Here is a 13,789-nt window from a genome sequence, read left to right on the forward strand (position 1 = left end):
TCACACCTCCCTGGAGTCCGAGCCGGCGACGATGGTGGCCGGCTCCCGCTCGGCGACCACGCGCGTGATACGCGGGCTCGGTGGTACCTGTAGATCCATCGGTGGCAGCGGGAAGCTGCCGTACGGACGGCTGTCCGCCTGTTCCTGCGCGGTCGGTTTCGGCTGCGGCTTGCGGGTCGGCCAGAGAAGCATGACCAGCAGCAGGGCGCCGGCGCCGATCGAGGTCCAGATCAGGCGGTCCCGAGGCGCGAAGTCCTCGATGGAGCGCAGGCCGGACAGCACCAGGATCCAGACCAGGTTGATCGGCAGCAGAACCTTCCAGCCGAAGCGCATGAACTGGTCGTAGCGCAGCCGGGGCAGCGTGCCGCGCAACCACACGAAGACGAAGACCAGCGCGATCACCTTGCCGAAGAACCAGAGCATCGGCCACCACCCGGAGTTGGCGCCCTCCCAGATGGTGATCGGCCACGGTGCCCGCCAGCCGCCGAGGAACAGCGTGGTGGTGACCGCGGACATGGTCACCATGGCGACGTACTCACTGAGCATGAAGAGCGCGAACTTCAGCGAGCTGTACTCGGTCATGAAGCCGGCGACCAGCTCGGACTCGGCCTCGGGCAGGTCGAACGGCGCCCGGTTGGTCTCGCCCACGGTGGAGATGAAGAAGATGACGAAGCTGGGCAGCAGCAGGATCGCGTACCAGCCCGGTGCCGGGATCGACTGGCCGAAGATGCTCAGCTGGGTGCCGTCGCCTTGGGCGGCGACGATCCCGCTGGTGCTCATCGTGCCGGCGGTCATGAACACCGCCACGATGGAGAGCCCCATGGCGACCTCGTAGGAGATCATCTGGGCGCTCGAGCGCAGTCCACCGAGCAGCGGGTACGTCGAGCCGGAGGCCCACCCGCCCAGCACGATGCCGTAGACGCCCATCGAGGAGCAGGCCAGCAGCACGAGCACCGCCACCGGCACGTCGGTGACCTGCAGCGGCGTGTGGTGGCCGAAGATGCTCACCATCGGGCCGAACGGCACCACCGACAACGCGGTGACCGCGCAGATCACCGAGATGGTCGGTGCGAAGAAGTAGACGACCTTGTCGGCCGACTTCGGCAGGATGTCCTCCTTGAAGGCCATCTTCAGACCGTCGGCGAGCGTCTGCAGCAGGCCGAACGGGCCAACCTGGTTGGGGCCGGGCCGCACCTGCATGTAGCCCACCACGCGCCGCTCGAACCAGACACCCAGCAGGGTGGCCAGCAGACCGAAGGCGAACGCGAAGACAATCTTGATGAGGACCAGCCACCACGGATCCCGGCCGAAGTCGGCAAGCGTCGGGTCCTGTGCCAGGTAGGACGGATTCACTGGTTACTCCCGGTGTTGAGGAGCGGACCCGGGAGGCCGGTCTCGTCCGCCGCCACGCGTCCGGCCGGAACGGCCGTACCCGATGCGGGGACGGAGATCCGGACGACCGCGCCGGACGTCGCCCCGAGGCTTCGTCGCACGGTCGAGCCCGGTGAGTTGGTGGGCAGCCAGACCACGCCGTCCGGCATCTCGGTGAGTTCCGCCGGCAGGGTCAGCGCCCCCCGGTCGGTGCCCACCGTGACCGCGTCGCCGTCGGTCACGCCGAGCGCCTCCGCGGTGCCCTTGCCCAGCCGGACGACTGGCGGGCGGGCGGTGCCGGCGAGGTTCTCGTCGCCGTCGGTCAGCGTGCCCAGGTCGACCAGCTGGTGCCAGGTGGCCAGGACGGCCTCGCCGGCGCCCGGGTGCGGCGCGGTGCCGGGCGCCACCGACGGCGCGGCCGGCCGCTGGGTGCGCGTCGCCGGCAGCGTGCCCAGCTCGCGGCGCACGCTCGGCACGTCCGCGGTGCCGAGTCGCACGTCGAGCAGCGCGGCCAGCGCGTCGAGCACCCGTCCGTCGGTCATCGCGGCGGTCTGCAGCACCGCCTCGAAGGGACGCAGACGGCCCTCCCAGTCGAGGAAGCTGCCGGCCTTCTCGACCACCGGGGCGATCGGGAGCACCACGTCCGCCCGACGGGTCACCGCGCTACCGCGCAGCTCCAGGCTGACCAGGAACGGCACCGCGTCCAGGGCAGCCTCGGCCAGGCGCGGGTCGGCCAGATCGGCCGGGTCCACACCGCCGACCACCAGCGCGCCGAGCTGCCCGTTGGCCGCGGCCGACAGGATCTGGTCGGTGTCCCGACCGGCCTGGCTCGGGATCACCCCGGCAGGAATGTCCCACGCCTCACCCAGCTCGGCCCGAGCGGCCGGCTCGGTCACCAGCCGTCCACCGGGAAGCAGGTTGGGCAGGCAGCCCGCGTCGACCGCGCCGCGGTCACCCGCGCGCCGCGGCACCCAGACCAGCTTCGCGCCGGTACGCCGGGCCACGTCCGCCGCCGCGGAGAGCCCGCCCGGCACGCTGGCCAGCCGCTCGCCGACGATCAGGATCGCACCCGGTGCGCTCAGCGCCTCGGCGACCGTGGCGTGCTCGGCGAGCACGCTGGCCTCCTCGCCCGGCACCACCCGGGCCAGCTTGGCCCCGAGCTTCTCCAGGCCGCGGGTGGCGAACGGCGCCAGCGCGTACACCGTCAGGGTCTTCTTCAGGTACGCCTTACGCAGCCGCAGGAAGAGGATCGGGCACTCCTCCTCCGGCTCCAGGCCCACCAGCACCACGGCCGGCGCGTTCTCCACGTCTGTGTAGGTGACGTCGGTGACCCCGGCGACCGAGCTGGCCAGGAAGTCGGCCTCCTCGCGGGAGACCGGCCGGGCCCGGAAGTCGATGTCGTTGGTGTTCAGGGCGACCCGGGCGAATTTCGCGTACGCGTAGGCGTCCTCGACGGTCAGCCGACCACCGGTGAGCACCGCCGAGCCGAGCCCGCCCTCGCGTGCGGCGTGCAGCCCCTCGGCGGCCACGGTGAGCGCCTCACTCCAGGACGCCTCGCGCAGCTCACCGGTGCCCTGGTCGCGGACCAGCGGGGTGGTCAACCGATCGGTCGCCCGGGCGTACTGGAAGCCCCACCGGCCCTTGTCGCAGTTCCACTCCTCGTTGATCGCCGGCTCGTCGCCGGCCAGCCGCCGCAGCACCTTGCCGCGCCGCCAGTCGGTGCGCTGCCCGCAGCCGGCCGAGCAGTGCTCGCAGACGCTCGGGCTGGACACCAGGTCGAACGGGCGGGCCCGGAACCGGTACTGGGATCCGGTCAGCGCACCCACCGGGCAGATCTGCACGGTGTTGCCCGAGAAGTAGGAGTTGAACGGCACGTCCCCGGTGTCGCCCTGCTCGCCGTACGCGTCGTCCCGGTAGATGTTGATCTCCTCGGCGGACGACCGGCCCATCAGGTCGATGAACTTGTCGCCGGCGATCTCCTCGGAGAACCGGGTACAGCGCTGACAGAGCACACAACGCTCGCGGTCCAGCAGCACCTGGCTGCTGATCGCCATCGGCTTCTCGTACTCCCGCTTGTGCTCGTGGAAGCGGGAGTCGGTGCGGCCGGTGGACATCGCCTGGTTCTGGAGCGGGCACTCGCCGCCCTTGTCACACATCGGGCAGTCCAGAGGGTGGTTGAGCAGCAGCAGCTCCATCACCCCCTCCTGCGCCTTCTTGGCCACCGGGGAGGTGATCTGGGTACGGACCACCATGCCGTCGGCGACGGTCTGGGTGCAGGACGCAACGGGCTTGCGCTGCCCCTCCACCTCGACGAGGCACTGCCGGCAGGCGCCGGCCGGGGCCAGCAGCGGGTGGTCGCAGAACCGGGGGATCTCGGTGCCCATCTGCTCGGCGACCCGGATCAGCAACGTTCCCTTGGGGGCGGTGACCTCGACGCCGTCGATGGTGAGGGTGACCGTGTCGGTCTTCTTGGCTACGTCGGTCATTAGTGGGCTCCCACCAAGGTCTTCTCCGACAGCTTCGGCGCGGTACGTCCCTCGATGTAGTCGAGGTAGTCCTGCTTGAAGTACTTCAGTGACGAGGTGACCGAGCTGGTCGCGCCGTCACCCAGGCCGCAGAACGAGCGGCCGAGGATGTTGTCGCAGGTGTCCAACAGGGTGTCCAGGTCCTCGTGGGTGCCCTGACCTGCGAGGATCCGCCGGTAGACCCGGACCATCCAGTAGTTGCCCTCGCGGCACGGGGTGCACTTGCCGCACGACTCGTGGTGGTAGAACTCCAGCCACCGGTAGGTCGCGTAGACCGGGCAGTCCTGGTCGGAGAAGATCTGCGTGGCCGTGGTGCCGAGGATCGAGCCGGCCGCCGCCACTCCCTCGAAGTCCAGCGGCACGTCCAGGTGCTCCGCGGCGAGCAGCGGCGTGGAGGAGCCGCCCGGGGTCCAGAACCTCAGACTGTGGCCGGGCTGCATCCCGCCGGCAAGCTCCAGCAGCTCACGCAGTGTGACGCCCATCGAGCACTCGTACTGGCCCGGGTTGACGATCCGCCCGGAGAGCGAGTAGATCATCGGCCCGGAGGACTTCTCGGTGCCCATGGTCTTCCACCAGTCGGCCCCACCGAGCACGATCGGCGGCACGCTGGCGATGGTGCCGACGTTGTTGACCACCGTGGGGCTGGCGTACAGGCCGTGGGTGGCCGGGAACGGCGGGCGCAGCCGGGGCTGCCCCCGGAACCCCTCCAGCGAGTCCAGCAGCGCCGTCTCCTCGCCGCAGATGTACGCCCCGGCGCCGGAGTGCACCACCAGTTCCAGGTCGTAGCCGGTGCGCAGGATGTTCCGCCCGAGGTAGCCCCTGTCGTACGCCTCCTGGACGGCGTTGCGCAGCCGGCGCGCGGCGTGCACCGCCTCGCCCCGGATGTAGATGTACGCGCGGCTGGCCCGGATCGCGTACGACGCGATGATGACGCCCTCGACCAGCGCGTGCGGGTCGTGGGTCATCAGCGGGAGGTCCTTGCAGGTGCCCGGCTCGCCCTCGTCCGCGTTGACCACCAGGTAGTGCGGCTTGCCGTCACCCTGCGGGATGAAGCCCCACTTGAGACCGGTGGGGAAGCCCGCACCGCCCCTGCCGCGCAGCCCGGAGTCCTTGATGAGCTGGATGAGGTCGTCCGGGTGGGCCTTGAGCGCCTTGCGCAGGGCGGCGTAGCCGTCGAGCTGCTCGTAGGTGCCGATCCGCCAGGCGTCCGGCGACAGCCAGCGCTTGGTCAGCACCGGCGTCAGCTTGGCCAGCGTCTCCGCTCGGGGAGTGGTCACTTCTGGGCCCCCGTTTCGCTCGCGTCCGCCGGGCCGCCGCCGTCGGCGTCCGTACCGGCTTTCGCCTCGGTGAGGTTGCGCTGCTGTGCACCGGCCTCGTCGCCGGCGGGCTTGCCGTCGCCGGCCGGCGGGTTGGACGCCACGCCGGCGGCCTCGGCCGCCCGCGCGTCACCGGCCGCCGGCGCGGTGTGGTCCACCGGAACCGTGGTCCCGGGTGCGTCCGGCGCGGACGTCGCCGCATCCGGCTGCCGGGTCTCGGCGGTACGCACCTGGGGTGACGTCTCCTCCGGTGCCGTCACGCCCGGGGCGGTGCCCGCACCGGTCGGGGCGGACGCGCCGTCGCTGCCCTTGACCGGCGCCGCGGCGGCCTCGGCCGGAGCGGGCTTGGCGGCCTCCGCCTTCGCCTTCGCCTCGGCGGCGGCCCGGTCGGCCTCCGCCTTGCTGCGGATGGGGGTGTTCGGGTCGAAGCCCGACACCGACACACCGTGCTGCTGTGCCAGCCGCAGCCCGCGCAGGGTCGGCTCGCCCGGCCCGCCGTCGGCGACCGCGCCGTCCCGGTCGTCGGCGAAGCCGGCGAGCTGCACGGCCATCTCCTTCAGCGTGCAGAGCCGGGCGCCACGGGTCGGCATCGGGCGTCCACCGGTACGCAGTTCATCGACCACCCCGACGGCGGTGGTCGAGTCCACACCGTCGAAGAAGTCGTAGTTGACGGTCATCACCGGGCCGTAGTCGCAGGCGGCCAGGCACTCGGCGTGCTCCAGGGTGATCTTTCCGTCGGCGGTGGTCTCGTCGTGCCCGACGCCGAGGTGCTCGGCGAGGGAGTCGTAGACCTCCTGGCCGCCGAGCACGTTGCACATGGTGTTGGTGCAGACGCTGACCAGGAAGTCACCGGTCGGCTTGCGCTTGTACATCGTGTAGAAGGTGGCCACCGCGCCGACCTGGGCCTTGTTCAGGCCGAGCACCTCGGCGCAGAACGTGACGCCGGCCGGCGAGACGTACCCCTCCTCCGCCTGGACGAGGTGCAGCAGCGGCAGCAGCGCCGAGCGGGAGCGGTCCGCCGGGTAACGCGCGATGATCTCGCGCGCCCGCTCCCGGGTCTCGTCAGTGAAAGTCGTCATCTGCGTCGCCTTCCGTTCGCGACTGGGCTGGCGTCTGCCGGCGACTGCGGGGCTCGCTCCGCTCGCTCCTCGCGCAGGCGGCTGGGGCTCGCAAGCTCACTTTTCGCGCTCACCTGTCACACCCACCCATCACCGGGTCCAGCGAGGCGCCGCCGGCGATCACGTCGGCGATCAGGCCGCCCTCGGCCATCGCCGGGAGGGCCTGGAGGTTGACGAAGCTCGGCTCGCGGTAGTGCACGCGGTACGGCCGGGTGCCACCGTCGGAGACCGCGTGTACGCCCAACTCGCCGCGGGGCGACTCGATGCCGACGTACACCTGGCCGGGTGGGACCCGGAAGCCCTCGGTGACCAGTTTGAAGTGGTGGATCAGCGACTCCATCGACTGACCCATGATCTTCGCGACGTGCTCCAGCGAGTTGCCCATGCCGTCGACACCGATGGCCAGCTGCGCCGGCCAGGCGATCTTGCGGTCGGCGACCATCACCGGGCCCGGCCGGAGCCGGTCCAGTGCCTGCTCGACCAGCTTCATCGACTCGCGGATCTCGGCGAGCCGGACCTGGTAGCGGCCCCACACGTCACCGTCGGGGTGGGTCGGCACGTCGAACTCGTACGTCTCGTAGCCGCAGTACGGCATGGTCTTGCGCAGGTCCCAGGCCAGGCCGGCGGAGCGGAGGACCGGCCCGGTGATGCCGAGCGCGACGCAGCCGGTGACGTCCAGCACCGCGACGTTCTTGGTGCGCTCGATCCAGATCGGCTGACCGGACAGCAGGTCCTCGTACTCCTTGAGCTTCTTCGGCATCATGGCGAGGAAGTTGCGGATCTTGACGATCGCCTCGTCCGGCACGTCCTGCGCCACGCCGCCCGGCCGGACGTACGCGTGGTTCATCCGCAGACCGGTGATGGTCTCGAAGATGTCGAGGATGTACTCCCGCTCGCGGAAGCCGTACAGCATGATCGAGATCGCGCCGAGCTCCATGCCGGTGGTGGCCAGCCAGACCAGGTGCGAGGAGATCCGGTTGAGCTCCATCATGAGCACGCGGATGGTGGTGGCCCGCTCGGTGATGTCGTCGGTGATGCCGAGCAGCTTCTCGACCGCCAACGCGTACGCCGTCTCGTTGAACAGCGGCGCGAGGTAGTCCATCCGGGTCACGAAGGTCGAACCCTGCACCCAGTTGCGGTACTCGAGGTTCTTCTCGATGCCGGTGTGCAGGTAGCCGATGACCGAGCGGGCCTCGCGGACCGTCTCGCCCTCCAGCTCGAGGATCAACCGCAGCACCCCGTGCGTGGACGGGTGCTGCGGACCCATGTTGACGACGATCCGCTCGTCGTTGATCGGGTCGGTGCCCGAGACGATCGTGTCCCAGTCCCCACCGGTGACGGTGAAGACCCTGCCCTCGGTGGTCTCGCGCTCGGTCGCGTAGTTCGACGTCGTCACTGGTACGACCTCCGTCGGTCCGGCGGGGCGATCTCCGCGCCTTTGTACTCGACGGGAACGCCGCCGAGCGGGTAGTCCTTGCGCTGCGGGTGGCCCTCCCAGTCGTCCGGCATCAGGATCCGGGTCAGGTTGGGGTGGCCGTCGAAGACGACGCCGAACATGTCGTACGCCTCCCGCTCCTGCCAGTCGGCGGTCGGGTAGATGGCGGTGACGCTGGGCAGGTGCGGGTTTTCCACGGAGACCGCGGCCTCCAGCCGGACCCGGCGCCGGTAGGTCATCGACGTGAGCAGGTAGACCACGTGCAGCCTGCGCTCGTCGGCACCGAGGTAGTCCGCACCGGACACCGAGGAGCACAGCTCGAAGCGCAGCGCGAGGTCGTCCCGCAGCACCTGGCAGACCTCGGCGATCCGCTCCGGGCGTACGTGCAGGGTCAACTCACCCCGGTCGACCACGACCTTCTCGATGGCGTCACCGAAGGCCGGGTACGCCTCCTCCAGCGCGTCGCGCACCTCGTCGAAGTAGCCGCCGTACGGCCGGGCGGCCTCCTCGATCGGCTGCCGCTGGCGGACCAGGCCGCCGTAGCCGGACACGTCGCCGGTGCCCTGGTTGCCGAACATGCCACGCCCGGCCGGGCTGGCCGGCGGCAGTTCGGCGGGCGCGCCACTGGTGGCGCCGGCCGGCACCACCGGCAGCGGCACGCCGCCGTCGTCGGGCTTGTCGCTCATTTGGGACCTGCCTGCGGGTGGAGGTGGTTCTGGGCGTTCATCCAGTTCTCGATTCGCAGCTGCTCCTCGCGCCCCTCGCGGACCGCCTGGGTCCACTCGGCACGCCGGGCCTTGTCGTTGCGGTACGAGGACGGCATCGAGCCGTAGGGCACGACGGGAATGTCACCGCGCTCCTGACGGGCCGCCAGCATCTTGCGGCCGGTCGGGCCCAGCGGCTCGTACATGATCTTCTCGCGGAGCTTGAGGATCGCGTCGATGAGCATCTCCGGGCGCGGCGGGCAGCCGGGCAGGTACATGTCGACCGGCACCACGTGATCGACGCCCTGCACGATCGCGTAGTTGTTGAACATGCCGCCGCTGCTGGCGCAGACGCCCATCGAGAGCACCCAGCGGGGCTCGGCCATCTGGTCGTAGATCTGGCGCAGCACCGGCGCCATCTTCTGACTCACCCGGCCCGCCACGATCATCAGGTCGGCCTGCCGGGGCGACGCCCGGAAGACCTCCATGCCCCAGCGGCCCATGTCGTAGTGGGGGCCGCCGGCGGCCATCATCTCGATGGCGCAGCAGGCCAGGCCGAAGGTTGCGCCCCAGACGGACGACTTTCGGGACCAGTTGACCAGCTTCTCCACCGAGGTGAGCAGGACGCCGGCGGGAAGCTTCTCCTCGATGCCCATCTGACGTTCCTTCCTCAGTCCCAGTCCAGGCCGCCGCGCCGCCACACGTAGGCGTACGCGACGAAGACCGCGACGATGAACAGGACCATCTCCACGAAGCCGAAGATCGGCAGGGCGTCGAACGAGACCGCCCAGGGGTAGAGGAAGATGATCTCGATGTCGAAGACGATGAAGAGCATCGCCGTCAGGTAGAACTTGATCGGGAACCGCCCACCGCCGACCGGCTGGGGGCTGGGCTCGATGCCGCACTCGTAAGCCTCGAGTTTGGCCTTGTTGTATCGATGGGGACCGGCGAAGCGGGCGGCGCCAACGGAGAACAGCGAGAACGCCGCGGCGAGGGCGAACAGCCCGATGATCGGTGCATAAGGCGAGAGCGACATCGTATTCTCCTGCTCGTCCTTCCCTGCCCTCGGTGCTTGACGAAAATCACACTATTCACGTCCCTCGCGGTGGCTGCCGGCGGGGGTCGATCTCTGTCCACCCCAGGGCTGTGACCAGCCCCGATGTGGTAACTCCTAGACGGCTGGCGCCGCCTTCGTCATCGCGTTGATGACCCGGTCCATCGCGTCCCCGCCACGGGGGTCGGTCAGGTTGGCCAGCAGCTTGAGGACGAAGCGCATCAGTGTCGGGTGCGGCATGCCGTGCTTGGTGGCGATCCGCATGATCTCCGGACGGCCGATCAGCTTCACGAAGATGCCGCCCAACCGGTAGTAGCCGCCGAGCCGGGCCTTCAGCTCGTTCGGGTACGCCATCAGCGCCCGCTCCCGCTCCGGGCCGGCCGGTCGCGCGAGGGCCTGCACCGCCACCTCCGCGGCCAGCTCGCCGGACTCCATGGCGTACGCGATGCCCTCGCCGTTGAACGGGTTGACCATGCCGCCGGAGTCACCGACCAGCAGCACACCACGGGTGTAGTGCGGAACCCGGTTGAAGCCCATCGGCAGGGCTGCGCCGAGGATCGGACCGTCGGCGTTGGTCTCGTCGGTCATCCCCCAGTCGGCGGGCGTGTTCGCCAGCCAGTCGGTGAGCAGCCGACGGTAGTTGGTCTTGCCGAACGCCGACGACGAGTTGAGCACGCCGAGGCCGACGTTGACCCGTCCGTCACCGAGCCCGAAGATCCAGCCGTACCCGGGCAGCAGGTTGTCGCCACTGGCCCTGCTGCGCAGCTCCAGCCAGGACTCCAGGTAGTTGTCGTCGTGCTTGGCCGGCGAGCGGTAGTAGCGGCGGACGGCCACACCGATCGGCCGGTCCTCCCGTTTGGCCAGGCCGAGGGCGAGCGGGAACCGGCCGGAGACCCCGTCGGCCGCCACGACCAGCGGAGCGGAGAAGGTGGCGGGCGCCTTGTCCGGGCCCACCTCCGCCTCGACACCGGTCACCCGGCCGTCACCGTCGAGCACCGGGCCCAGCACGTTGACGTTCGTCTGCAGCTTGGCGCCGGCGGCCACCGCCCGCTGGGCGAGCAGGTCGTCGAAGTCCAGTCGGGTACGCACCAGACCGTAGTTGGGGAAGCTGGCGAGGTCGGGCCAGTCGAGCTCGAGGCGTACGCCGCCGCCGATCACCCGCAGGCCCCGGTTGTGCAGCCAGCCGGCCTCGGGCGAGGTGTCCACGCCCATCCGGATGAGCTGGCGCACCGCGCGCGGGGTCAACCCGTCGCCGCAGACCTTCTCCCGGGGGAACTCGGTCTTCTCCAACAGCAGCACCCGTACGCCGTGCCGGGCCAGGTGGTACGCCGTCGCCGATCCACCGGGACCGGCGCCGACGACGATGACGTCGGCATCGTGCTCCACCGCGGTCATCCGCGCCTCCTCCCGCACGCTCGTGAAATGCTTCACAAGCCAGACGGGTCGAGTGTATGACCGGCGTCATACCAGCGCAGGATCAGGGGTACCTAACTCGCCGATGTGACACCTGACGACCGTCCACAGCGGCCTGGTGTCAGGCCGAGAGCGGCCTTGTGTCAGGCCGGGCTGGGTGCGTCCAGGCCGGCGTCGATGCGGATGGTCTCCGGCAGGTGCTCGCGCAGCGCGCCTCCGGCGGCCCGATCCAGTGCCGCCAACACCTCGGCGACGACCTGCCGGACCTCGGCCGGGTCGGCGCCGGCCAACGCGCGCAACTCCGCGATGAGTTCGGCCGCGTCGTCGTCGGTGGCGGCCACCGGGTCCGCCGGGTCTGCTCCGGTCATGCGGACGAGACTACCGGGCAAAGTGGACTAAAGCCTGATATTCACGAAACCTGAGCTTTGTCCATGTGCACCGGCTGGACGCCGTTACTCGCGGATCCCCCGGTGCAGGGCCACCACGCCACCGGTCAGGTTGCGCCAGGCCACCCGCCCCCAGCCGGCCGCGGCGACACGCCCGGCCAGCGCGGCCTGGTCCGGCCAGGCACGGATCGACTCGGCCAGATAGACGTACGCCTCGGGGTTGCTGGACACCGTGCGGGCCACCGCCGGCAGCGACCGCATCAGGTACGACAGGTAGACCGTGCGGAAGGCCGGGTTGACCGGGGTGCTGAACTCGCAGACCACCAGCCGGCCACCGGGCCGGGTCACCCGGGCCAGCTCGCGCAGGGCCGCGTCGGTGTCGTTGACGTTGCGCAGCGCGAACGAGATGGTCACCGCGTCGAAGCTGGCGTCGGCGAACGGCAGCCGCAGAGCGTCTCCCGCCAGCAGTGGCACCTCGGGCCGGGCCCGCTTGCCGGCGTACAGCATGCCCAGCGACAGGTCGGCGCCCACCGCGTACGCCCCGGACTGGGCCAGCTCCCGCGTCGAGACACCGGTGCCCGCACCGACGTCCAGCACACGCTCGCCCGGCCGCAGGCCGAGCGCCGCCCGGGTGGACCGACGCCAGGAACGGTCCTGGCCGAAGGAGAGCACCGTGTTGGTCAGGTCGTAGCGCTCCGCCACGCCGTCGAACATCGCGGCGACCTCGTGCGGCTGCTTGTCCAGGCTGGCGCGCTGGCCCTGCGGGGTACGGCTCACCCCTCCACTCTGCCAGCCGCCGTCGGACCGACGAGCGCTGGGTGTCGCGGGCACACCCACGAACGCGAAAGGGCGGGATGGTCGCCCACCCCGCCCTCACGTCGCGCCCGGTCAGTCGGTCGACTTCTCGTCGCCCGGGGTGACCAGGACGACCTTGCGCCGGCGGGAGAGCACCAGCAGCGCCCCGCCCACGAGCAGGACGATGGCTCCGATGCCGCCGATCAGGCCGACCTGCACACCGGTCACCGGCAGCCCGCCGCCCCCTGCGCCGCCACCACCGGTGGTCGGCGTCGGGGTCGTCCCCGATCCGGTCGGGGTCGGCGTGGGCGTCGCGGTCGGCGTGGGCGTGGCCGTCGGAGTGGGTGTGGGCGTGGGCTGCACGGTCAGGTCGACGAAGGCCTCGAAGGTGGTGTGGTTGTCCGGCTCGTCGACCTCGGTGAACGCCTTGCGCTGCTTCGAGGTGGCCACCTCCGGCTGCTCCTCCGGCCGACCCTCGGCGCCGTCCAGTCCGTACGCGAAGAGGTCGCCCTCCCTCAGCACCGGCGTGGTCACGTCGTTGCCGATCCTGACCGTGACGTCGGCGGTGTAGTACTGCCCGGGCTTGACGACCGCACCGGAGTCTTCGCAGAACAGTTGCGGCTTGCCCAGGAACTCCTGCTCGACGCAGCCCTGCGGCTTCTGCACGAAGGTGACGCCGGCCGGCACGGTCAGACCGTAGAAGACGCCCGTCGCCTCGCGGCTGCCGTCGTTGTAGACGGCCCAGTCGAGCGGCACCGTCTCCCCGCGGCGGACCGGCTTCAGGTCCGGCTCGTCGCTGGCCGCGCCGTTGACGACGACGTTGGCCTGAACGTCCTGCACCCAGGCGGTCAGGTCGTAACCGGGCCGGGACACCGTGATCGGCACCTCAACGGAGTCGACCTCGGGGTCACCCTGCGGGGTTTCGGTGGTGACGCCGACGACCAGCACGCCGCCGTCCCCCGCGTTGCCCGCGCCGAAGAGCGGAATGCCGAAATCTTCGCTGGTGCCGGCCCGCAGGTCACCGAGGAGGCAGCTGTAGATCCCCGGGGTGTTCTGCACGCAGCCGACCGGGATGACGAAACCGACGCGCTTGTGGTCCAGCTCGCGGGCGTCCACCCCGACGGCGACGTTCCTGGCATCTGCCGTGCCCGAGTTGGTCACGGTGAACTTGAACGGCTTCGCCTGCGCCGCTTCCACGCCACTGGCGAGCGTCGTACTGATCGGGATCAGGCTGATCTCGGCGGTGTCGACGGCCAGCGCCGGAGCGGCCACGGTGGCCAGGCCACCGGCCGCGAGCAGGGCCACGGTGCCCACACGGGCCAGGGCCGAACGGTGGAGCGGTGTCATCGGTCCCCCGGGGGTAGGGAAGAAAGAGTGGTTGCGGGAACGAGCGGACGTTATCGGACGTCGATCTCCCGCGCCAGCGCGCGGGGTCGCTTTCATCCGTCCGGCTCGAAGTGCGCAGACGGTACGGGCGGGATGGTCACCCATCCCGCCCGTACCGCCGTGCGTTATATGAACGACCCTCACGGGCCGATGGAGGACGCCGTCATGCCGCGTGACCAGGACCATCAGACACCCGCCACCAGCACTGCCGCGCCGATTCCACCGATCCGAACCGGCGGGTCGACGCGTGGTGGCGACGGATACGAGGCGGGACGCTAGCGGCCGG

General features: G+C 70.5%; 12 protein-coding genes. All 12 read right to left on the reverse strand.

The annotated features are described in order from the left end of the window. Complete coding sequence (gene nuoH, locus ACLJN9_RS07155; protein WP_410810303.1) at nt 1–1,353, reverse strand: NADH-quinone oxidoreductase subunit NuoH; 1,353 nt, start codon at nt 1,351–1,353, stop codon at nt 1–3. Continuing rightward, a complete protein-coding gene (locus ACLJN9_RS07160) occupies nt 1,350–3,857 on the reverse strand; it encodes an NADH-quinone oxidoreductase subunit G (protein WP_410810304.1) in 2,508 nt (835 codons plus the stop codon). Before ACLJN9_RS07160 ends, nuoH begins: the two co-directional genes overlap by 4 nt. After that, nucleotides 3,857–5,173 carry an NADH-quinone oxidoreductase subunit NuoF gene (gene nuoF, locus ACLJN9_RS07165; protein ID WP_410810305.1) on the reverse strand — a complete coding sequence of 439 codons (1,317 nt, stop codon included), beginning with the start codon at nt 5,171–5,173 and terminating at the stop codon, nt 3,857–3,859. Before nuoF ends, ACLJN9_RS07160 begins: the two co-directional genes overlap by 1 nt. Next, nucleotides 5,170–6,291 (reverse strand): NADH-quinone oxidoreductase subunit NuoE, encoded by a 1,122-nt coding sequence (gene nuoE / locus ACLJN9_RS07170; protein ID WP_410810306.1) that lies wholly within the window; start codon nt 6,289–6,291, stop codon nt 5,170–5,172. The genes nuoF and nuoE overlap by 4 nt, the downstream gene beginning before the upstream one ends. 109 nt (nt 6,292–6,400) lie before the next feature. Then, entirely contained in the window at nt 6,401–7,726 is a 1,326-nt protein-coding gene (locus tag ACLJN9_RS07175) for an NADH-quinone oxidoreductase subunit D (RefSeq protein ID WP_410810307.1), read from the reverse strand. Then, nucleotides 7,723–8,451: an NADH-quinone oxidoreductase subunit C gene (locus ACLJN9_RS07180; RefSeq protein WP_410810308.1), complete on the reverse strand. Its 729-nt coding sequence runs from the start codon at nt 8,449–8,451 to the stop codon at nt 7,723–7,725. The genes ACLJN9_RS07175 and ACLJN9_RS07180 overlap by 4 nt, the downstream gene beginning before the upstream one ends. Then, nucleotides 8,448–9,125 (reverse strand): NuoB/complex I 20 kDa subunit family protein, encoded by a 678-nt coding sequence (locus ACLJN9_RS07185; protein ID WP_410810309.1) that lies wholly within the window; start codon nt 9,123–9,125, stop codon nt 8,448–8,450. The genes ACLJN9_RS07180 and ACLJN9_RS07185 overlap by 4 nt, the downstream gene beginning before the upstream one ends. 14 nt (nt 9,126–9,139) lie before the next feature. Beyond that, nucleotides 9,140–9,505: an NADH-quinone oxidoreductase subunit A gene (locus ACLJN9_RS07190; RefSeq protein WP_121655464.1), complete on the reverse strand. Its 366-nt coding sequence runs from the start codon at nt 9,503–9,505 to the stop codon at nt 9,140–9,142. Between the two features lie 135 nt (nt 9,506–9,640). Next, entirely contained in the window at nt 9,641–10,918 is a 1,278-nt protein-coding gene (locus ACLJN9_RS07195) for a geranylgeranyl reductase family protein (protein ID WP_410810310.1), read from the reverse strand. 161 nt (nt 10,919–11,079) lie between these two features. Beyond that, on the reverse strand, nt 11,080–11,304 hold the full coding sequence (locus ACLJN9_RS07200) for a hypothetical protein (RefSeq protein ID WP_410810311.1): 225 nt from the start codon (nt 11,302–11,304) through the stop codon (nt 11,080–11,082). Between the two features lie 84 nt (nt 11,305–11,388). Continuing rightward, nucleotides 11,389–12,099, reverse strand: coding sequence for a demethylmenaquinone methyltransferase (locus ACLJN9_RS07205; protein WP_410810312.1), 711 nt, complete (start codon nt 12,097–12,099; stop codon nt 11,389–11,391). Nucleotides 12,100–12,210: 111 nt separating this feature from the next. Continuing rightward, nucleotides 12,211–13,464 (reverse strand): cell wall anchor protein, encoded by a 1,254-nt coding sequence (locus tag ACLJN9_RS07210; RefSeq protein WP_410810313.1) that lies wholly within the window; start codon nt 13,462–13,464, stop codon nt 12,211–12,213. Between the last annotated feature and the right edge of the window lie 325 nt (nt 13,465–13,789).

It is taken from the genome of Micromonospora sp. 067-2 (assembly GCF_046549295.1).
Lineage (GTDB): Bacteria > Actinomycetota > Actinomycetes > Mycobacteriales > Micromonosporaceae > Micromonospora.

Coding starts and splice junctions, on each gene's coding strand:
- ACLJN9_RS07160 (WP_410810304.1), bottom strand. CDS start 3,857: ATGACCGACGTAGCCAAGAAGACCGACACGGTCACCCTCACCATCGAC.
- nuoE (WP_410810306.1), bottom strand. CDS start 6,291: ATGACGACTTTCACTGACGAGACCCGGGAGCGGGCGCGCGAGATCATC.
- ACLJN9_RS07180 (WP_410810308.1), bottom strand. CDS start 8,451: ATGAGCGACAAGCCCGACGACGGCGGCGTGCCGCTGCCGGTGGTGCCG.
- ACLJN9_RS07185 (WP_410810309.1), bottom strand. CDS start 9,125: ATGGGCATCGAGGAGAAGCTTCCCGCCGGCGTCCTGCTCACCTCGGTG.
- ACLJN9_RS07190 (WP_121655464.1), bottom strand. CDS start 9,505: ATGTCGCTCTCGCCTTATGCACCGATCATCGGGCTGTTCGCCCTCGCC.
- ACLJN9_RS07195 (WP_410810310.1), bottom strand. CDS start 10,918: ATGACCGCGGTGGAGCACGATGCCGACGTCATCGTCGTCGGCGCCGGT.
- ACLJN9_RS07200 (WP_410810311.1), bottom strand. CDS start 11,304: ATGACCGGAGCAGACCCGGCGGACCCGGTGGCCGCCACCGACGACGAC.
- ACLJN9_RS07210 (WP_410810313.1), bottom strand. CDS start 13,464: ATGACACCGCTCCACCGTTCGGCCCTGGCCCGTGTGGGCACCGTGGCC.